The sequence below is a fragment of the Mesorhizobium sp. Z1-4 genome, from assembly GCF_004000235.1.
In the GTDB taxonomy this organism is placed as follows: domain Bacteria; phylum Pseudomonadota; class Alphaproteobacteria; order Rhizobiales; family Rhizobiaceae; genus RCIO01.
Genome location: NZ_RCIO01000005.1, coordinates 63,323 through 81,738, shown reverse-complemented (window position 1 = coordinate 81,738; position 18,416 = coordinate 63,323). Strand labels below are relative to the sequence as shown.

Annotated in this window: 18 protein-coding genes; 8 read left to right on the top strand and 10 right to left on the bottom strand. The window is 62.3% G+C overall.

All coding sequences use genetic code 11. The features are described 5' to 3' along the window. Nucleotides 1-8: 8 nt before the first annotated feature. Both EP165_RS16225 and EP165_RS16220 read right to left on the bottom strand, forming a co-directional pair. Nucleotides 9-458 carry a DNA polymerase III subunit chi gene (locus EP165_RS16225; protein WP_127523888.1) on the bottom strand — a complete coding sequence of 150 codons (450 nt, stop codon included), beginning with the start codon at nt 456-458 and terminating at the stop codon, nt 9-11. 6 nt (nt 459-464) lie between these two features. Beyond that, nucleotides 465-1,958, bottom strand: a complete 1,494-nt coding sequence (locus EP165_RS16220) for a leucyl aminopeptidase (protein WP_127523887.1) — start codon at nt 1,956-1,958, stop codon at nt 465-467. Between the two features lie 346 nt (nt 1,959-2,304). Between EP165_RS16220 and EP165_RS16215 the strand changes: the two genes are divergently transcribed. From EP165_RS16215 to rsmA, 6 genes are all read left to right on the top strand, one after another. Then, nucleotides 2,305-3,510, top strand: a complete 1,206-nt coding sequence (locus EP165_RS16215) for an LptF/LptG family permease (RefSeq protein ID WP_127523886.1) — start codon at nt 2,305-2,307, stop codon at nt 3,508-3,510. After that, the gene (gene lptG / locus EP165_RS16210; RefSeq protein ID WP_127523885.1) at nt 3,507-4,595 is read left to right on the top strand and encodes an LPS export ABC transporter permease LptG; all 1,089 of its coding nucleotides are present in this window, start codon (nt 3,507-3,509) and stop codon (nt 4,593-4,595) included. Before EP165_RS16215 ends, lptG begins: the two co-directional genes overlap by 4 nt. Beyond that, nucleotides 4,595-6,964 carry an LPS-assembly protein LptD gene (locus tag EP165_RS16205; RefSeq protein WP_245440184.1) on the top strand — a complete coding sequence of 790 codons (2,370 nt, stop codon included), beginning with the start codon at nt 4,595-4,597 and terminating at the stop codon, nt 6,962-6,964. Before lptG ends, EP165_RS16205 begins: the two co-directional genes overlap by 1 nt. A 111-nt stretch (nt 6,965-7,075) precedes the next feature. Then, complete coding sequence (locus EP165_RS16200; protein ID WP_127523884.1) at nt 7,076-8,008, top strand: peptidylprolyl isomerase; 933 nt, start codon at nt 7,076-7,078, stop codon at nt 8,006-8,008. After that, nucleotides 8,005-9,039 (top strand): 4-hydroxythreonine-4-phosphate dehydrogenase PdxA, encoded by a 1,035-nt coding sequence (gene pdxA / locus EP165_RS16195; protein ID WP_127524026.1) that lies wholly within the window; start codon nt 8,005-8,007, stop codon nt 9,037-9,039. The genes EP165_RS16200 and pdxA overlap by 4 nt, the downstream gene beginning before the upstream one ends. Further along, entirely contained in the window at nt 9,036-9,869 is an 834-nt protein-coding gene (gene rsmA, locus EP165_RS16190; RefSeq protein WP_127523883.1) for a 16S rRNA (adenine(1518)-N(6)/adenine(1519)-N(6))-dimethyltransferase RsmA, read from the top strand. Before pdxA ends, rsmA begins: the two co-directional genes overlap by 4 nt. Before the next feature lie 5 nt (nt 9,870-9,874). Here the strand turns inward: rsmA and gmk are convergent, their stop codons facing one another. From gmk to fabD, 7 genes are all read right to left on the bottom strand, one after another. Next, nucleotides 9,875-10,528, bottom strand: a complete 654-nt coding sequence (gmk, locus tag EP165_RS16185) for a guanylate kinase (RefSeq protein ID WP_245440183.1) — start codon at nt 10,526-10,528, stop codon at nt 9,875-9,877. Then, a complete protein-coding gene (locus EP165_RS16180) occupies nt 10,525-11,412 on the bottom strand; it encodes a YicC/YloC family endoribonuclease (protein ID WP_127523882.1) in 888 nt (295 codons plus the stop codon). The genes gmk and EP165_RS16180 overlap by 4 nt, the downstream gene beginning before the upstream one ends. Before the next feature lie 89 nt (nt 11,413-11,501). Continuing rightward, on the bottom strand, nt 11,502-12,659 hold the full coding sequence (mltG, locus tag EP165_RS16175; RefSeq protein ID WP_127523881.1) for an endolytic transglycosylase MltG: 1,158 nt from the start codon (nt 12,657-12,659) through the stop codon (nt 11,502-11,504). Nucleotides 12,660-12,758: 99 nt separating this feature from the next. After that, nucleotides 12,759-14,015: a beta-ketoacyl-ACP synthase II gene (gene fabF, locus EP165_RS16170; protein WP_127523880.1), complete on the bottom strand. Its 1,257-nt coding sequence runs from the start codon at nt 14,013-14,015 to the stop codon at nt 12,759-12,761. 40 nt (nt 14,016-14,055) lie between these two features. After that, on the bottom strand, nt 14,056-14,292 hold the full coding sequence (locus EP165_RS16165; RefSeq protein ID WP_127523879.1) for an acyl carrier protein: 237 nt from the start codon (nt 14,290-14,292) through the stop codon (nt 14,056-14,058). A 230-nt stretch (nt 14,293-14,522) separates the two neighbouring features. After that, nucleotides 14,523-15,260, bottom strand: a complete 738-nt coding sequence (gene fabG / locus EP165_RS16160) for a 3-oxoacyl-[acyl-carrier-protein] reductase (RefSeq protein ID WP_127523878.1) — start codon at nt 15,258-15,260, stop codon at nt 14,523-14,525. A 56-nt stretch (nt 15,261-15,316) separates the two neighbouring features. Next, nucleotides 15,317-16,243, bottom strand: a complete 927-nt coding sequence (gene fabD, locus EP165_RS16155) for an ACP S-malonyltransferase (protein WP_127523877.1) — start codon at nt 16,241-16,243, stop codon at nt 15,317-15,319. Between the two features lie 193 nt (nt 16,244-16,436). On the opposite strand from fabD, the gene EP165_RS16150 reads away from it, so the two are divergent. Both EP165_RS16150 and EP165_RS16145 read left to right on the top strand, forming a co-directional pair. Next, nucleotides 16,437-17,363 carry an ABC transporter ATP-binding protein gene (locus EP165_RS16150; RefSeq protein WP_127523876.1) on the top strand — a complete coding sequence of 309 codons (927 nt, stop codon included), beginning with the start codon at nt 16,437-16,439 and terminating at the stop codon, nt 17,361-17,363. Beyond that, complete coding sequence (locus tag EP165_RS16145) at nt 17,360-18,121, top strand: ABC transporter permease (protein WP_127523875.1); 762 nt, start codon at nt 17,360-17,362, stop codon at nt 18,119-18,121. Before EP165_RS16150 ends, EP165_RS16145 begins: the two co-directional genes overlap by 4 nt. Before the next feature lie 3 nt (nt 18,122-18,124). Here EP165_RS16145 and EP165_RS16140 read toward each other — a convergent pair whose 3' ends face one another. After that, nucleotides 18,125-18,412, bottom strand: coding sequence for a type II toxin-antitoxin system RelE/ParE family toxin (locus EP165_RS16140; RefSeq protein WP_127523874.1), 288 nt, complete (start codon nt 18,410-18,412; stop codon nt 18,125-18,127). Nucleotides 18,413-18,416: the final 4 nt, after the last annotated feature.

Below are 18,416 nucleotides of genomic sequence, written 5' to 3'. Positions count from 1 at the left end.
CCGCGCCCCTACCCCTTCTTCACCCATTTCCCTTCAAGCGTCTGCTGCCAGTAGGTCAGCTCTGCGCCCGAGGCCTTGAACGCTTTCCATTGGCCACGCGCGGCCTCGACCTGGTCCGGGTCATGGCCGTCGAACATCAGCACCAGCCTTTCATATCCGTCCGGCGACGGCGGCTCCGCTCCATCGACCACAAAACGCACCGCCGCCCCATTGGGGTTGTTCTGCCCCGTGGTCAGGAAAACCGGCTGCTCCGCGGGGTGCGGGTCATGGTCACTGCCATGGGCGAGGAAGCTGTCGTCGCGGAATGTCCACAGGTGCCCGTCGAGCGCCTCCCGGCGCTCTTCGCTCGCAGCCTGCACAACCACCTTCCAGCCACGCGCGACGGAACGCTCAAGCAGACCCGGCAGCGCGTCGTAGAGCGTCGATTCCGTCAGATGATAGAACAGCACCTCGGCCATAAAGGTCTATTTCTCGTAATAGTCGCGCACCAGCCGGTCGAGCAGGCGCACGCCGAAGCCCGACGCCCAGGACTGCGATATCTCGTTGGCGGGCGAACCCATAGCGGTGCCAGCGACATCGAGATGCGCCCATGGCGTTTCGTCGACGAAGCGCTGCAGGAACTGCGCGGCAGTAATGGAGCCCCCGTAGCGGCCGCCAATGTTCTTCATGTCGGCGTTCTTGGAATCGATCAGCTTGTCGTAGTCGGCGCCCATCGGCATGCGCCAGACGCGCTCATGCGTGGCGAGACCCGCCTCGGTGAGCTGTTCCGACAGTGTGTCGTCATTTGAGAAAAGACCGGCATGGAACTGGCCGAGCGCGACCATGATGGCGCCGGTCAGCGTGGCCAAATTCACAACAAATTCAGGCTTGTACTTGTCGATGCAATAGGTGAGCGCGTCGGCCAGAACGAGGCGGCCCTCGGCATCCGTGTTCAAAACCTCGATGGTCTGGCCCGACATGGATGTGACGATGTCGCCCGGACGCTGGGCGTTGCCGTCGACCATGTTTTCAACAAGGCCGATAATGCCGATCACATTGGCCTTGGCCTTGCGCGCCGCGAGCGCATGCATCAAGCCGGTGACGGCGGCCGCACCGCCCATGTCGCCCTTCATATCCTCCATGCCGCCGGCCGGTTTGATCGAATTGCCGCCGGTGTCGAACACGACGCCCTTGCCGACAAACGCGATCGGCTTTGACTTCGCCTTGCCGCCGTTCCAGCGCATCACCACAAGGCGCGCGGGGCGCGTGGAGCCCTGCGCGACGCCCAGAAGGGCGCCCATGCCGAGCTTTTTCATTTCCTTTTCCGTCAAGACCTCGATCTCGACGCCGAGCTTCGACAGCTCACCGGCCTTGGCCGCGAATTCGAGGGGACCCAGAATATTGGCCGGTTCGTTGACCAGATCGCGCGCCAGCATCACCCCGCCGGCGATACCCTCATATTCGCTCCAGAGCTTCTTTGCCGCGGCTGCTGCGGCCGCGACGATCGTCACCTTGACGGTATCGGGCTCATTGCCGTTGCCGTCGTCCTTCTTTTTGGTTTTGTAGCGGTCGAAGCGATAGGCGCGCAGTTCCATGCCCATTGCCACGCTGGCAACGGCGGCGGCATCGATTTCAACGTCGGGTGCGTCGAGAAAGACCGTCGCCCGCCTGGCCTTGCCGAAGCGGCCGGCAATCGCGCCGCCGAGCCGGGTCCATGCGTCGGGGTCCGGCTTTGCCGTGTTGCCGAGGCCGACGACAACAATACGGTCGGCGGACGATCCCGACGGGGCTATCACGTCGACCGCGGTACGGGCCTTCCCCTTGAATTCCGCAACCTTGAGAGCCTTTTTGAGAACGCCGGCCGGGTCAACGGCCTCCGCGGAAGGTCCCGGCTTGGCGCCCTCGGCGGCGAGAACTACAGCAACTCCCCCAGCGGGTTTTGCGGACCGGGCGAACGTGATTTCGACGGATTTCGGCATGAATGCTCCAAAGGGGAAGAGATTTCGGGTGTCGGGGACGAGCGTGATCTTGGTGTTTTCGGCAGCGAAGGCAAGGGCCAGTGCCGGATTTCATTCCGGCTTTGCCAAAAGCACAGGAACGTGACCGGCAGGCGGTGCGTGGCGCGCGACTCGCCGGCCCCGATTTGCAACAGTGTGGAAGATTGAATCGCCGCACACTCAAAAAGGGCAGCAACATTCGGTGATCATTAGGTAATTGTCGCGTATAGTGACGAGTTCGGGAAGGGCCGGATGGCCGGTTGGTGACGAAGTTGGCGTATCCACATCGAAATGCGCACGCGCTGCGCGCGGCGGCGGCAAGCGACATATGACGCTGGCTGCCCGTTACGTGTTCGGCAAAGTGTTCTGGATGACGGTGATCACGCTCGCCGTCACGACGGCGCTGGTCATGATAACGCAGGTGCTGCCGCTCATCGACATGGTGACAAGGTCACGCGACGCCATGGGCAGCTTTGTGGCCGTCGGCCTGCTTCTCATGCCGACAATGGCTGTACTGGTGACACCGTTTGCGCTGCTGCTTGCCGCCATGCGCACACTGAACCAGATGAACTCCGATTCGGAACTGGTGGTTCTGGAGGCCGCGGGCCGCGCACCCTTCAGCACGGTACGGCCCATCCTCATGCTCTCGCTCCTTACCTCGCTCGCCACATTGGTGGTGCTGCATACGCTGGAACCCTGGGCCACCCGTCAGTTTCGCGACACTCTGGTGAACGCGCAGACCGATCTGATCGGGAAAGCAGTGCAATCCCACACATTCTCCAAGATCCAGGAAAATATGTGGATCCAGGTATCGGAGGATCTACCCGGCGGCGAATTCGGCAAGGTGCTGATCATCGACGCGCGCGATCCGCAAGCAGAGCTGATCTACTATGCCAAGCGCGGCAAGCTGCTGAACCATGAAGGTGCGGTGCTGCTGGCGCTTGTCGACGGCGAGCTACACCAGCGCAGCGGCAGCGATGGCGCCGTGTCGATCATCACATACGGCTCGACGGTTCTCGATCTGGCCGAATTTTCCGTATCCGGCGCGCGAACGGGCAGCGAACCGGAAGAGCTGTACACACCAGGCATCATCGCATTGCTGAACACGGCCGACATCGATGCAAAATATGCCCAGGAGCTGAGTGCCGAGCTGCACAGGCGCAATACCGACTGGCTGTACCCGCTGCTTTTCGGCCTGATCGCGGTGTTTTTCGCCGGCGCGGCCCGCACACAGCGGCAGGAACAGCCGGCGCAGATAGCGCTCGGTGCGCTGCTGGCGATTCTGCTGCGCGTCGGCGGTTTCCTTGCCGTCAGCCGCGCAGGCGTAAGCCCCGTCTTCGCAGTTGCAGCCTACGCCCTGCCCCTTGCTGCAATCGCCACCCTTTTTGCCCTCGTCTTCACCGGCCGTTCGCTCAGATTTCCCAAGTTCATGATCGAAATTTTCGCGCGGATCGGATCGCTGGTTGCGGCCCTGGCGGGCATGCTCGGACGTTTCACACGCCGACAGCCCACACATGCCGAGGGCGGACAATGACCGGCGTCACCCTTTGGGCCTATCTGACCAAACGCTACCTGCTGACCCTTGCCCAGGTGCTGTTCGGGATCCTTGTCGTCGTTTTCCTGGTCGATTTCACCGAATATGCGCGGCGTGCCGGCGGCATTGAAGGTTATACGACCCTGTCGGGCATGTATTTCTCCGCCATGCGGCTGCCCTTCATCACCATGCTTGTGTGGCCGATGGTGACGCTGTTCGCCGCCATGGCTGCGCTGTACAGCCTGAACCGCCGCTCGGAGCTTGTGATTGCACGAGCAAGCGGGCTTTCAGCCTGGCAGTTTCTGGCACCGCTGTGCGTTGCCTCGCTTGTTGTGGGCGGCCTTTCGGTTGCGATCCTCAATCCGATTTCGGCCTATTGCATCGAGCAGGTCAAAGTGCTGGAGGCGACGTTCCGGGGTTACGGCACACCGAGCAGCGATGCGCCGGACCGCCCCTGGCTCAGCCAGACGACCGACGAGGGCGTGACCATCATCGGTGCCGGACAGACGGCCAATCGCGGCATGTTGCTCGGTGATGCCGTGTTCCTGCGCTTCGACAATGAGGGAAACCTGGTCGCTCGCTACGATGCGCGTTCGGCCACCCTGAGCGAGGGGGCGTGGATCCTGAACAATGTGCGCAAGACGAGCACCGACAGTCAGGCCGAGCAGGTGCCGACCGTTTCGATCAAATCGGAGCTGCGGCCGGAATATGTCGAGGAGCGGTTTGCGGACCACCTGACAATCCCGGTTTACGAGCTGCCCCGCAAAATTGCCGTTGCCAACGCACTGGGCATTCCGGCGTACCGGTTTGCAATGCATTTTCATTCACTTATTGCGCTTCCGGCACTGATGATGGCAATGACACTGGTGGCCGCGACGGTCACACTTCGCTATAGCCGGATGGGGCAGCTGACTTCCATGATTCTGGGTGGAATACTGGCGGGCTTTCTGCTTTATGTCGCACTGATTGTGTCGACTGCGTTTGGCAATGTGGGATTCATTGCGCCGGCCGTCGCTGCGTGGGTACCGGTGGTCTTGGCGTTGTTCTTTGGGGTGACATTCCTGCTGTATACGGAGGACGGATAGTGGGAATCGCGTCCACCGGACGTCGATTTGCGACCGGCACGCTTCGTGCGCTGGCGGCTGTGCTTGTTGCGGGCACGGTCATTGCCGTAGCGCCCGCCTCCCCGACCGTCGCCCAGAGCCTTGGCGGGCCTGCCGAAACCAACGGGCAGATGCTGCTCGAAGCCGACACCCTGACCTATGACAACGACGCCGGCGTGGTTACGGCCGCCGGCAATGTACGGATCGACTACAACGGCATCCGGCTCGTCGCACAGCGGGTGAGCTTCTACCGTGAGAGCAAGCGGCTCGTTGCCTACGGCAATGTGCAGATGGTCGACCGCGAAGGCAACAAGAGCTTCGCGGAAGAAATCGACGTCACCGACAATCTGCGTACCGGCTTCGTCAACGCGTTGCGCATCGAAACGACCGACAAGACCTATTTCGCCTCGGAAAGCGCGGAACAGCAGAGCGAAGATGTGACGCGTTTCAACAACGGCGTCTATACCGCCTGCGAACCTTGCGAGGACAACCCCGAAAAGCCGCCGCTGTGGCGTATTCGCTCGTCAACGATCATCTGGAACAAGAAGAAGAAGACGATCTATTTCGTGCGCCCCACGATGGAGCTGTTCGGCCTGCCGATCGCATTTTTCCCGGCGTTTGAAATTCCCGACCATACGGTGAAGCGGAAATCCGGCTTCCTGTTTCCGACACCGAAATGGAGCAGCACGCTCGGCTTCGGCGCCAGCATTCCCTATTACTGGGCTTTGTCGCCGAGCTACGATCTGACTACGACGCTTCACGGTTACACGAAACAGGGCTTCCTGGGCGAAGCGGAGTGGCGCCAGCGCTTCAATAACGGCGAATACAGCGTCAAGGTGGCGGGTATCTACCAGCTGCAGCCAAGCCAGTTTACAGCCGGAACGGTGGACGCGGCGCAGCGGATGCGCGCCATGATCGGCACCAGAGGCCACTTCCAGATCAACCCGCGCTGGGCATTCGGCTGGGATATCCTTGTCCAGAGCGACAAGAACTTTGCCGCTACCTATGGCATCGCCGGCTTCAACGACAGCGTGAAGCGGGATCAGATCTACCTGACCGGGCTCAACGGCAGGAACAATTTCGACCTCCGCGTGATGCGCTTCCAGGTTCAGGAATCCGCACCTGCTGGAAGCAACGAGGCGCAGCCCTGGGTGCTGCCGATACTGGATTATTCCTATACGCCCGACATGGCCGTTGCCGGCGGCGAGATCAATATCGACATCAATGTTCAGAGCGTCAGGCGAAGCGCACTCTCCACGTCGCCGACGGCGCCGGTTCGGCCGGGCATTATCGATACCAACATCCCGGGCGTTCAGGGCTCCGCGACCCGCCTGACGGCGGAGGCGGAGTGGAAACGCAATATCGTCACGCCGGGCGGGCTGGTGGTCACCCCCATCCTGCACGCACGCGGCGACGCCATTTTCCAGAACCTTTCGGCGGCGGCAACTACGGCCATCGCCGGGCTGACAGCAGATGGCGCGGCCGTGGCAACGGACATCCGCTCCACATATCTGCGTTACATGGCGACCGCCGGCCTCGAAGTCCGCTGGCCGTTTGCCATCACCAGCGAAAACTCCTCGCATGTGATCGAACCGATCGGCCAGATTTTCGCGCGGCCCAACGAACCGTTTGTCGCGAGCGCCGGAATCGCCAACGAAGACGCGCAGAGCATGGTGTTCGACGCGACCACACTTTTCGAGCGCGACAAGTTCTCGGGCTATGACCGGATCGAGGGCGGCGTTCGGGCCAATGTCGGGCTGCGCTATTCCGGCATATTCGCAAACGGCTGGACCGCAAACGCCGTGGTCGGGCAGTCGTTCCACCTGGCCGGCGTCAATTCGTTCGGCGCGCCCGACCTCGTGAATGCAGGCGCTTATTCCGGGCTGGAAACCTCGCGCTCCGACTATGTCGGCATGCTGGGTATCGCGGCACCGAATGGAAGCGCGGCATCCGTGGGAGCGCGCGTCGACGAAACGACGCTGGACTTGCGGCGCATCGACGTGAAAGCGGCGGGGAGCGTGGGGGATGTGTCCGTCGGCGGAACGTACTCCTTCATTCAGGCGCAACCGCTCTACGGCTTCGCCGCCAACCGGCACCAGCTGACAGCATCGGCGTCTGCGCGGGTACACGAATTCTGGCAGGTATTCGGGTCCGCGACGTACGACTTCGTAGCCAACAAACTGCTGACCAACTCCATCGGCTTTGCATATGATGACGAGTGCTTCCGGTTCGTTCTTTCGGCCAACCAGTCGCGCAGCTCGACGACGAGCCGGGTGGATACCTCGTTCGCGCTTCAGCTTTCGTTCCGCACGCTGGGCGATGTGAGCCCAGGCGCATTCTCGTTAAGATAGCTGGAAGTTTGCGGCCGAAAACAATCGTTTCAAGCCAAGTTTTTGCCCTATAATTGCTGCAAGGAGGGCATCGGCGCGTTGGCCGCCGGCAGAGGACATGGGACAGGACGCATGACGATTTTCAAAGGACTGCTTTCCAGAGCAACGGTGGTGGCGCTCACGGTCGCCGCCTGCTTCGTTGTTATGTCCGTCCCGGTACAGTCGGCCGAGATCAAATATGTCGTCAACAAAGAGCCGATCACGAGCTACGACATCCAGCGACGGACAGCGATGCTGCGGCTGATGCAGCGCGGCGGCAACATCCGGCAGATCGCCACCGACGAGATGATCGATCAGGTGCTGCGGAACCAGGAGGTTCGCCGGCTGCGCATCAGCATTTCCAACCAGCAGGTCGACAGCGCGTATGAGCGTTTCGCAAAGTCGAACGGAATGAGCGTCCGGCAGATGGATGGCATTCTCGGCCAGTCCGGCGTGACCAAGGAACACTTCAAGGCCTTCATTCGTTCCCAGATGGGCTGGGGACAGGCCGTTTCGCAGCGCAGCTCGGCCGAGAACCGGAACATCGACGATGCCGTACGCGCGATGATGCAGGACGGCCAGAAGCCGTCGACTACCGAATATGTGCTCCAGCAGGTCATACTTGTGGTGCCGGAGCGCGAGCGCCGCTCGATCCTGAGCCGCCGCAAGCGCGAAGCCCAGACGCTGCGCCAGCAAATGACCAGTTGCGACACCTCGCGTGCCGTAGCTGCCACCATGCTGGATGTCTCCATTCGCGACCTCGGACGCGTGCTGGAGCCGGAGCTTCCGCCCGAATGGGAGAAGCCGGTGAAGGCGGCGCAGTCCGGTACTGCAACGTCGTCGATCGAGACCGAGCGCGGCGTCGAGTTCCTGCTAATCTGCAGCACGCGCCAGGCATCCGACGACAAGGTTGCACAACTGCTCTACCAGCAGGAACAGGCGGAGAAGGGCGGCAACCAGCAGGATGCTCTGGGCGCGACCTACACGGCGGAGCTGCGCAAGCGAGCGCAGATCGTAGAACGCTGAGCAAACAGGAACGTCCGCGGGAGCGCCCGCTCGCGCTCACCTGCGGAGACCCTTCAGGTATCGGTCCCGAAATCGCCGCTGCGGCGTGGCTTCAGCGCACACCGGCCGGCGTGCCGCCATTCTTCCTGCTCGCCGACCCGGCGCTGGTGGCAGCACGTGCACGTGCCTGCGGCTACGATGTGACGATCACGGAATGCAGGCCCGAGGAAGCCGTGGCGGTGTTTGGCGCCGCGTTGCCGGTCGTGCCGCTGAATGCGAGATTTGCCGATACGCCGGGCATTCCCGACAAACGAAATGCCGGTGGAATTGTCGAAGCCATCGACCGCGCGGCAGGCCTGACGCTCGACGGGCTAGCGGCGGCAGTCGTGACCAACCCCATCGCGAAGAAGCCCCTCTACGATGCGGGCTTTGCTTATCCCGGCCACACGGAATATCTCGGCCATCTTGCCGAGCGCGCTTCCGGAACCCCTGCGCGGCCGGTGATGATGATTGCCGGCCCGGAGCTGCGCACGGTACCCGTGACCATACATGTGCCGCTGGCCGATGTGCCGCGCCTGCTGTCGGCGGAAACGATCGGCGAGACCGTGGAGATCGTACACGCTGCCCTGCAGCGCGATTTCGGCATCCGCGCGCCTCGACTGGCGGTTTCGGGCCTCAATCCGCATGCGGGCGAGGATGGAGCATTGGGCGGCGAAGACCAAACGATCATCGTTCCGGCGATTGAGCGGTTGGCGGCGGCCGGAATTTCAGTTCGCGGGCCCCTGCCCGCCGACACGATGTTTCATGCCGAAGCGCGAGCGCGCTACGATGCGGCGATCTGCATGTATCACGACCAGGCGCTGATACCGGCCAAGATGCTGGGCTTCGACGATGCGGTCAATGTCACGCTCGGCCTGCCGTTCATCAGGACATCGCCCGATCACGGCACCGCGTTCGACATAGCGGGCAAAGGCGTCGCCCGGCCGAGCAGTCTTATCGCGGCCTTGAAGATGGCCGCGGAAATGGCGGCAAACCGGGGCACCGCAACATGAGCGGCGACGGCCTGCCGCCGCTGCGCGAGGTGATTGCCCGCCACGAGCTCAGAGCCCGCAAGGAACTCGGCCAGAACTTCCTGCTCGATCTCAATCTGACAGGCAGAATCGCGCGTGCGGCTGGGCCCTTGGACGACGCGACGGTGATCGAGGTCGGCCCCGGCCCCGGCGGCCTGACGCGCGGGCTGCTCGCCAACGGCGCGAAACATGTGATTGCGATCGAACGCGACCGGCGCTGCATTGCCGCGCTGGAGGAGATCGCAGCGCATTATCCTGGCCGCCTGCAGATCATCGAGGGAGATGCGCTGAAAATCGACTTCACCGCGCTGGCACCTGACAATGCAGAGGTGCGGATTGCGGCAAACCTGCCCTACAATATCGGAACCGAGCTGCTGGTACGCTGGATCGCCACCGAAAGCTGGCCGCCATTCTGGAAGTCGGCGACACTGATGTTTCAGAAGGAAGTTGCGGAGCGCATCGCCGCCGAGCCAGGCAGCGGCGCCTACGGCCGGCTGGGCGTGCTCGCCGGCTGGCGTACGCAAGCACACATTCAGTTCGATGTTCCGCCTCAGGCGTTCACGCCGGCGCCCAAGGTCACTTCTGCCGTCGTCCGACTGGTGCCGCGGGAAAAGCCGCTACCCGCCGAGCTGAAAGCCATGGAACGCCTGACACAGGCCGCTTTCGGCCAACGGCGCAAGATGCTGCGGCAGAGCCTGAAACCGCTCGGCGGAGAGGCACTGCTCACATCTGCCGGCATAGACCCGACACGGCGGGCGGAAACGCTGTCGGTGGAAGAGTTTGCAGCACTCGCAAACCTCTTGCGCGGTTAACGTGCCTATTCGGCCAGCAGCCCATTGACGAAATCGAACAGGCCGGAGCGGCGGTCGCGGCGCAGGCGTTCGGCAGCGACAATGCACTCCACCGCATGGAATGCCCGGTCCAGGTCGTCGTTGATGACGACATAGTCGTATTTGCGCCAGTGCTCGATTTCGGCGCGGGCATTCGACAGCCGCTGTTCGATGACCTTCTCCTGGTCTTCGGCCCTGCGCAGCAGCCTGGACTTCAGTTCGGCCATCGACGGCGGCAGGATGAACACCGAGACGATGTCGGCGGGCATTTTTTCGCGCAGCTGGTCGGCCCCTTGCCAGTCGATGTCGAAAAGCATGTCGCGGCCTGAGGACATCGCGCGCTCTGCCTGCTCACGGGGGGACGCATAAAGGTTGCCGTGGACTTCCGCCCACTCCAGAAGCGCGTCATCGTCGCGCAGGCGCTCGAATTCGCGCTGGGTGACGAAGTGATAATGAACGCCGTCGATCTCGCTGCCGCGTCTCTGGCGCGTGGTGTAGCTGATCGAGAGTTCAAATCCCTTGTCGCCGTCGAGCAGATTGCGGGCGATCGTGGATTTGCCAGCGCCCGAGGGCGATGAAAGAACCAGCATCAGTCCGCGCCGGCGGATTTGTGCTGAGGGCAGATCACTGGCGGTATTCATTCGAGGTTCTGAACCTGTTCCCGGAACTGATCGACCACGGCCTTGAGTTCAAGCCCGATCGCAGTGACAGAGGAGGCGTTTGACTTGGAGCACAGCGTGTTTGCTTCCCGGTTGAACTCCTGCGCCAGAAACTCGAGCTTGCGGCCGGCGGGGCCGCCCGCGGCCAGCAGTGCACGGCCGGAAGCGACGTGGGTGAAGAGGCGGTCGATCTCCTCGCGGATATCAGCCTTCGTGGCCAGGAACGCTGCCTCGGCGTGGAGCCGGGCCTCGTCGAACTGGTTCGCCGCACCCAGGAGCTGGGTTACCTGCTCGGCAAGGCGCACGCGGATGGCAGCAGGCTCGCGCGAGGGATCCGCCTCGGCCTGTTTGGCCAACCGTTCGATGGCATCCATGTTGCCGCCCAGCAGCACGCCCAGGGCGTCGCCCTCGCTTGAGCGCGCATCGGCCAACGCATCCAGCGCCTCTTTCAAGACGCCGATGATCGCGGCTTCCAGTGCCTCGCGCTCCTCGGCGGAAGCCGCGGCTTCGGGAATATCGATGACACCGCGCAGCGCCAGCAGACCGTCGGCACTTGGCGGCTCAATACCATGCTCCTGCTGCAAGCGCCTGGCCTGAGCTGCGAGTTCGGCAAGCAGCGTTTCGTTGATGACCGGCCGCAGTGCGGTGGCGGCAGTGGACAATGACAGGGTCGCCTGGACATTGCCGCGCGCGAACCTCGCCTGGACAGCCTGCCGGATGGCCTGCTCCATCGCCTCGCGGCCCGCCGGCAGGCGCAGGCGGACATCCAGCCCGCGGCCATTGACCGACCGCAGTTCCCACACAATCGATGTTTCCTGAAACTCGCCCGTTGCCCGAGCAAATCCAGTCATGCTCTGGAGAGCCATCCCGCCACGCCCCTAATGCCGCATGAGACTAACTGATTCCGGCGGCAATTTCTGCATCGACACGGCCAAAACCGCGGCGAACGCCACTATCAATTGCCGGATGCCGACCCCGCCGCCCGCTCCTGCTCGCGCAGGAAGGCGCGATAACGGGCAACGTTGGCGTTATGCTCGTCGAGGGTTTCGGCAAAGACATGCCCGCCTGTGCCGTCGGCGACGAAATAAAGGTCCTTGGTTTCGGACGGATTGGCGACCGCTTCCAGAGCGGCGCGGCCCGGATTTGCGATCGGACCGGGCGGCAGGCCGTCAATGGTGTAGGTGTTGTAGGGAGTCGGCTTGTCGATATCCGAACGGTAGATCGGACGGTCTTCGGGTTTGCCCTGACCGCCAAACAGCCCGTAGAGAATGGTCGGATCGGACTGGAGCCGCATGCCGCGGCGAAGCCTGTTGACGAAAACGGAGGCCACATGCGGCCTCTCGTCGGCCCGGCCGGTCTCCTTCTCCACGATGGATGCGAGCGTGACGAATTCATTGATGTCCGCGATCGGAAGATCAGGGTCGCGGCGTTCCCAGATGCCTTGAACGAGGGCCCGCTGGTCGGCCATCAGCTTATCGACAATCGCCTGGCGTTCCATGCCGCGGGTAAAGCGCAGCGTGTCCGTTGCAAGGCTGCCTTCCGGCGGCAGTTCGGCAGGCAAGACGCCGGTGAGTTCCTCGGTAGCCGCAATACGCTTGAAGGCCTGCCAGACGGTCATGCCCTCGGGAATCGTCAGCGCATGCTGCACGGACTTGCCGCTCTGCATCAGCTCCATGATATCGCGCATGGATGCGCCGGAGCGCACTTCGTATTCGCCGGCCTTGAGCGTGGAATCGCTGCCGAAAGCGCGCACGCCCAGCCGGAAGATACGCGCGTCGGACACCATATCGAGGCGTTCCAGCTGCGTGGCGATTTCGGCCACGCTCGTGTTCGGCCGCACCAGGACCGTGTCGGTTGTTTTCAGCGGGCCGGGCTCTTCGAACTCGCGGGCGCCGAAATAGATTGCTGCGCCCCCGGCCAGGGTCAGGAAGATGACGACCGACAGCACGAAGTTCAGAAACACAACAAACTGGTTGCGCGCCCTGCGCGAGCGCCGCGGCGGGGGTGTTCCGGCCTCGGGGCGAAGGGATTCGCTGGCGGATTTCGGGACGATGACCGACGGCATGTCTGGCCGGCCGGGAACAGCGCTCGCGTTGCCGTTATTGTCGCTCATCGCGATTGTGCGCTCCATTGCTTCGGAAACAGGCGTGATGCCGCCGAAGGTTGGTTTCGAATGTGGCAAAAATGACGACGCGGCCGGGGCCGCGCCGCATCATGCGTCATAACGCCTGAAAATCAACGATGCGTTGGTGCCGCCGAACCCGAACGAGTTGGACAGCGCGACGTCGATCTGGCGTTCGCGCGGCTTGTTGGGCACAAGGTCGATCTCGGTTTCGACGGATGGATTGTCGAGGTTGATCGTTGCCGGCGCGGTATTGTCGCGCATTGCAAGCAGCGAGAAGATCGCCTCTGCCGCGCCTGCTGCTCCCAGAAGGTGCCCCACCGACGACTTGGTGGACGACATCGAGATCTTGGAGGCGGCGTTGCCGACCACGCGCTCGACCGCACCGAGCTCGATCGTGTCGGCCATGGTCGAGGTGCCGTGCGCGTTGATGTAGTCGATATCGGAGGGCATGATGCCGGCCCGCTTGATCGCCGCAGTCATGCAACGATAGGCGCCCTCGCCGTCCTCGGACGGCGCGGTGATATGGTAAGCGTCGCCCGACATGCCATAGCCGATGACTTCGCCGTAGATCCTGGCGCCGCGCGCCTTGGCGTGCTCCAGTTCTTCCAGCACGACAACGCCGGCGCCCTCGCCCATGACGAAACCGTCGCGATCGCGATCATAGGGGCGCGAGGCCTTTTCGGGCGTGTCGTTGAAGGCGGTGGCTAGTGCGCGGCAGGCGGAGAAGCCGGCAATGGACAGCCGGGTGATCGGCGATTCGGTACCGCCGGCAACCATCACGTCAGCATCACCAAGCGCCACGATACGCGCGGCATCCCCGATTGCATGCGCACCGGTCGAACACGCCGTCACCACAGCGTGGTTCGGGCCCTTCAGGCCATGGCGGATCGACACTTGCCCGGAGGCCAGATTGATGATGTTGCCCGGAATGAAGAAAGGGCTGATGCGGCGCGGGCCGCGCTCGGCCAGGATCATGGCGTTTTCGGCAATGCCGTCTATGCCACCAATGCCGGAGCCGATCATCACGCCGGTGGCGAAACGTTCGTCGTCGGTCTTCGGCTCCCAGCCCGAATCGGCCAGCGCCATGTCGGCGGCCGCGATGCCATAGGTAATGAAATCCGCGACCTTGCGCTGTTCCTTCGGCTCCAGATAGTCGTCCGGATTGAAGGCAGCCTCGCCCTCACGCGGGATGTAGCTCGCTATCTTGCAGGGCAGGTCCTCGACGTCGAACGCCTCAATTCGGCGCGTCGAATTCTTGCCCGCAAGAAGCTGCTTCCATGCATGCTCGACGCCGACGCCGAAAGGCGACAGCAGACCCAAGCCTGTTACGACAACACGTCTCATCGAAGATATTCCGCGAATGTACGACGCGGAACGCCGCCGCTTAGGACGAAGACTTGTCGATATACTTCACCGCGTCACCGACGGTGAGGATGGTCTCGGCCGCATCGTCCGGAATTTCAACGCCGAACTCTTCCTCGAAAGCCATGACGAGTTCGACCGTGTCGAGACTGTCCGCGCCAAGGTCGTCGATGAAGCTCGCCTGTTCGGTGACCTTGTCGGCGTCAACGCCGAGATGCTCGACAACAATTTTCTTAACGCGTTCTGCGGTATCGCTCATTTTTTGAACCTCGACTCCGGTTTTCGATGTTGGTTAGCGGCACTGGTTCCGCTTATCAAGCTGAAAGATCGCCGATTGCCGCAGTAGAGCCTGCATCCGCACGATCTGTCCAACGGGTTTTCACCACTGGCATGAAACAGGGCAAAACCACCGCTCCGCGCCGTTCCGGGGCCGCATTACACCAAAAATACGCCCCTGTCCAAGGCCCCGGCGGTGGATAAACCGCAGGCCTAGATCATCGCCATGCCGCCGTTCACATGCATGGTCTGGCCGGTGATATAAGAGGCTTCGTCGGAGGCAAGAAAAGCCACCGCCGACGCCACTTCCGGCCCGCTGCCCATCCGCTTCATCGGGATGGAGCCCAGAATGGCCTCCGACTGCTTCTCATTGAGCTTTTCGGTCATGGCCGATTCGATGAAGCCCGGAGCCACGCAATTGACGGTAATGCCGCGCGAGGCGATCTCCTGCGCCAGCGATTTGGAGAAACCGATCATGCCGGCCTTGGAGGCACAGTAGTTGGCCTGGCCCGGATTGCCGGTGACCCCCACGACCGAGGTGATGTTGATGATGCGGCCATGTCGGCGCTTCATCATCGGGTGCGTGAGTTCGCGCGTCAGACGGAACACGGCGGTCAGATTGACCTCGATCACCGCGTCCCAGTCGGCGTCAGACATGCGTACGAACAGGCCGTCCTTGGTTATGCCGGCATTGTTGATCAGAATATCCACGCCTTCGAGTTCGGCCTCGGCTTTCTGCGCCAGCTCCTTCACGGCATCGCGGTCGGAGAGGTTGGCGGGGAACAGCTTGACCCGATCGCCCAGCTCGCCCGCCAGCGCCTCCAGCTTCTCGACCCGCGTGCCATGCAGGCCGACGGTGGCGCCCTGCGCATGCAGCAAGCGCGCAATCGCATCGCCAATGCCGCCTGTTGCGCCGGTAACGAGGGCCTTGCGGCCGGTGAGATCAAGCATGTTCTGTCTCCCAAATCGGAAAGGAGCACTCCCTTACCAGGGGAGCGCTCGTACAATCAGAGCACCGTAAGCGCGGCATCCACGTCTTCCGGCGAGCCGACATTGGCGGTTGCGAGGTCGCGGTTGATTCGCCGCGCGAGGCCGGACAGCACCTTGCCGGAACCAACCTCGTAGAGTGTGGTCACACCGTTGGCGCCGAACCATTCGACGGTCTCGCGCCAGCGGACCTGCCCGGTCACCTGCTGCACCAGCTTGGCAGCGATATCTTCAGCATCGGACGACGGCGAAACCGAAACGTTGGAGATGACCGGCACCACCGGTACGTTCTTTTGAACACCTGCCAGCGCCTCGCGCATCGCGTCCGCCGCCGGTGCCATCAGCGATGAGTGGAAGGGTGCCGATACGGGCAGCATCAATGCACGCTTGGCGCCCTTTTCAGTGCAGATGCGCGCTGCCTCCTCAACCGGGCCCTTGGCACCGGATATGACGAGCTGGCCGCCGCCATTGTCGTTGGCGATCTGACAGCCGGCAACCGCGCAAGCGGCCTCGACGTCGCCCTGCTCAAGCCCGATGATGGCCGCCATTGCGCCCTCGCCCACCGGCACCGCCGCCTGCATGGCGTTGCCGCGGATGCGCAGAAGCCGTGCGGTGTCGGCCAGCGAAAACATGCCTGCAGCGCACAGTGCGGAATATTCGCCCAGCGAATGGCCCGCCACATAGGATACCTTGTCCTTGAGCGAGAAGCCGCGCTCCTCCATGGCCCTGAGGGCCGCAAGGGAGACGGCCATCAGCGCCGGCTGTGCATTGGCGGTGAGTGTCAATTCGTCTTCCGGCCCGTCCCGCATCAAAGCGGAGAGATTCTGGCCCAGAGCGTCGTCGACCTCGGCAAATACTGCGCGGGCGGCGGCAGAAGCGTCGGCCAGAGCCTTGCCCATGCCGACCGCCTGGCTGCCCTGCCCCGGGAAAGTGAAAGCGATGCTCATTCCGACCTCCGAAATTTCTGAGCGTGGTGGCGCAGGCCGACGCCGGCGTCAAGTGCATCGCAGCTCCTGACACAAGGCTGTCAGTATGGCTAGCTGGACCAAACGGATTGAGCTGTTATGCAGTTGGCCACGCAACTATATCGCCCCAACAACTATTCATCCGATTTCCGCCAATCCATTTCGGGCATCGCTCATGAAGCCGGTCATCTCTATTTCCGAACTTACCAAAACTTATCCGGGCGGGCTGAAGGCGCTCGACACTGTCAGCCTGGACGTCAAGGAAGGCGAGATCCTCGCGCTTCTGGGGCCGAACGGCGCCGGCAAAACGACGCTGATATCGATCGTATGCGGGCTGGTAAATCCGAGTTCGGGCTCGGTGAGCGTGGGCGGACACGACATCATTTCCGACTTCCGCGCCGCGCGCAGCCTGATCGGCCTTGTGCCGCAGGAACTGCATGTCGAAGCGTTCGAGAGTGTGCAGGCGACGGTCAATTTTTCGCGCGGACTGTTCGGCAAACCGCGCAATACAGCGCTTGTGGAGCAGATCCTCAAGGACCTCTCGCTGTGGGACAAACGCAAGGACAAGATCATCACACTATCGGGCGGCATGAAGCGCCGGGTGATGATTGCCAAGGCGCTTGCGCATGAACCTCGTATCCTGTTTCTCGATGAGCCGACCGCCGGCGTGGACGTAGAGCTGCGCAAGAGCATGTGGGAGCTGATCGGCAGGCTGCGCGATACCGGCGTCACGGTGATCCTGACAACGCACTATATCGAGGAAGCGGAACACATCGCCGACCGGGTCGGCGTGATCAGCAAGGGCAAGCTACTCCTGGTCGAAGAAAAGACCGAGCTGATGCGCAAGATGGGCGAGAAGATACTGACGCTCAATCTGCGCGAGGCACTGGCCGAATTGCCTTCGGGGCTGAACGGTTTCGACCTTACCCTGGAGGATGGAGGAAACACGCTGGTTTACCGCTATGACACGGCCGCCGAGCGCACCGGTATCAGCAAGTTGCTGTCGGAGCTTTCTGGAGCCGGCATCGGCGTGCGCGACCTTTCGACCAAACAAAGCTCGCTCGAAGACATTTTCGTCAATCTGGTGAGGGACGGCGAATGAACTGGCATGCAATCAAGGCCATCTACAAATTCGAGATGGCCAGGTGGTGGCGCACCATCTGGCAGAGTATTGTCTCGCCGGTGGTTTCCACGGCGCTCTATTTCGTGGTGTTCGGAACCGCGATCGGGTCGCGCATCGAAGAGGTCAACGGCATCAGCTACGGCTCCTTCATTGTGCCGGGGCTAATCATGCTGACCATGATCACGCAAGGCATCTCGGTCGGCTCGTTCGGCATCTATTTCCCGAAATTCATGGGCACGATCTACGAACTTCTGTCGGCACCCCTCTCCTATGTCGAGATCGTGCTCGGTTACGTGGGTGCGGCAACCACGAAATCGATTATTCTGGCGCTGCTGATCCTGGGCACATCGACGCTGTTTGTGCCGCTTCAGATCGCGCATCCGATATGGATGTTCACCTTCCTGGTGCTGACCGGCGTGACGTTCTCGCTGTTCGGTTTCATCATCGGCATATGGGCCGACAATTTCGAGAAGCTGCAGTTGATCCCGATGCTCATCGTGATGCCGCTGATCTTCCTCGGTGGGACGTTCTATTCGGTCGAAATGCTGCCCGGCATCTGGCAGACGATCATCCACTTCAATCCGGTGCTCTATCTGGTCAGCGGCTTTCGCTGGAGCTTCTATGAGATCGCCGATGTCAGTGTCGGCGTCAGCCTGGCGGCGATCAGCTTCTTTCTCGTCGTGTGCCTGACCGCCGTGTGGTGGATCTTCAAGACCGGCTGGAAGGTGAAGAGCTAGGCTTCAAGCCTCGTCGGGCCATTCGCGAGCTCCATGCTGGACAAACAGAACGTCTATCTGCTCATCGAGCACGCGGTAGGCAACGATGTATGGGGTACCTGGAATGACGAGTTCGCGGGTGCCTTCGATTTCACCCCGCCGGCCAATGAATGGATTCGTGGACAGAAGGCGTTCTGTTTTGGTGTGGATTTCGTTGACGACGCGAGCCGCCGCGCGCGGATTGTGCTGCGCGATGTAATCAGCAATTGACCGCAATTCGCTGAGATAAAGCTTCGTCCAGCGCAGCCGCACGAAA

Coding starts and splice junctions, on each gene's coding strand:
- EP165_RS16225 (WP_127523888.1), bottom strand. CDS start 458: ATGGCCGAGGTGCTGTTCTATCATCTGACGGAATCGACGCTCTACGAC.
- EP165_RS16220 (WP_127523887.1), bottom strand. CDS start 1,958: ATGCCGAAATCCGTCGAAATCACGTTCGCCCGGTCCGCAAAACCCGCT.
- EP165_RS16215 (WP_127523886.1), top strand. CDS start 2,305: ATGACGCTGGCTGCCCGTTACGTGTTCGGCAAAGTGTTCTGGATGACG.
- lptG (WP_127523885.1), top strand. CDS start 3,507: ATGACCGGCGTCACCCTTTGGGCCTATCTGACCAAACGCTACCTGCTG.
- EP165_RS16200 (WP_127523884.1), top strand. CDS start 7,076: ATGACGATTTTCAAAGGACTGCTTTCCAGAGCAACGGTGGTGGCGCTC.
- rsmA (WP_127523883.1), top strand. CDS start 9,036: ATGAGCGGCGACGGCCTGCCGCCGCTGCGCGAGGTGATTGCCCGCCAC.
- gmk (WP_245440183.1), bottom strand. CDS start 10,528: ATGAATACCGCCAGTGATCTGCCCTCAGCACAAATCCGCCGGCGCGGA.
- EP165_RS16180 (WP_127523882.1), bottom strand. CDS start 11,412: ATGGCTCTCCAGAGCATGACTGGATTTGCTCGGGCAACGGGCGAGTTT.
- mltG (WP_127523881.1), bottom strand. CDS start 12,659: ATGAGCGACAATAACGGCAACGCGAGCGCTGTTCCCGGCCGGCCAGAC.
- fabF (WP_127523880.1), bottom strand. CDS start 14,015: ATGAGACGTGTTGTCGTAACAGGCTTGGGTCTGCTGTCGCCTTTCGGC.
- EP165_RS16165 (WP_127523879.1), bottom strand. CDS start 14,292: ATGAGCGATACCGCAGAACGCGTTAAGAAAATTGTTGTCGAGCATCTC.
- fabG (WP_127523878.1), bottom strand. CDS start 15,260: ATGCTTGATCTCACCGGCCGCAAGGCCCTCGTTACCGGCGCAACAGGC.
- fabD (WP_127523877.1), bottom strand. CDS start 16,243: ATGAGCATCGCTTTCACTTTCCCGGGGCAGGGCAGCCAGGCGGTCGGC.
- EP165_RS16150 (WP_127523876.1), top strand. CDS start 16,437: ATGAAGCCGGTCATCTCTATTTCCGAACTTACCAAAACTTATCCGGGC.
- EP165_RS16145 (WP_127523875.1), top strand. CDS start 17,360: ATGAACTGGCATGCAATCAAGGCCATCTACAAATTCGAGATGGCCAGG.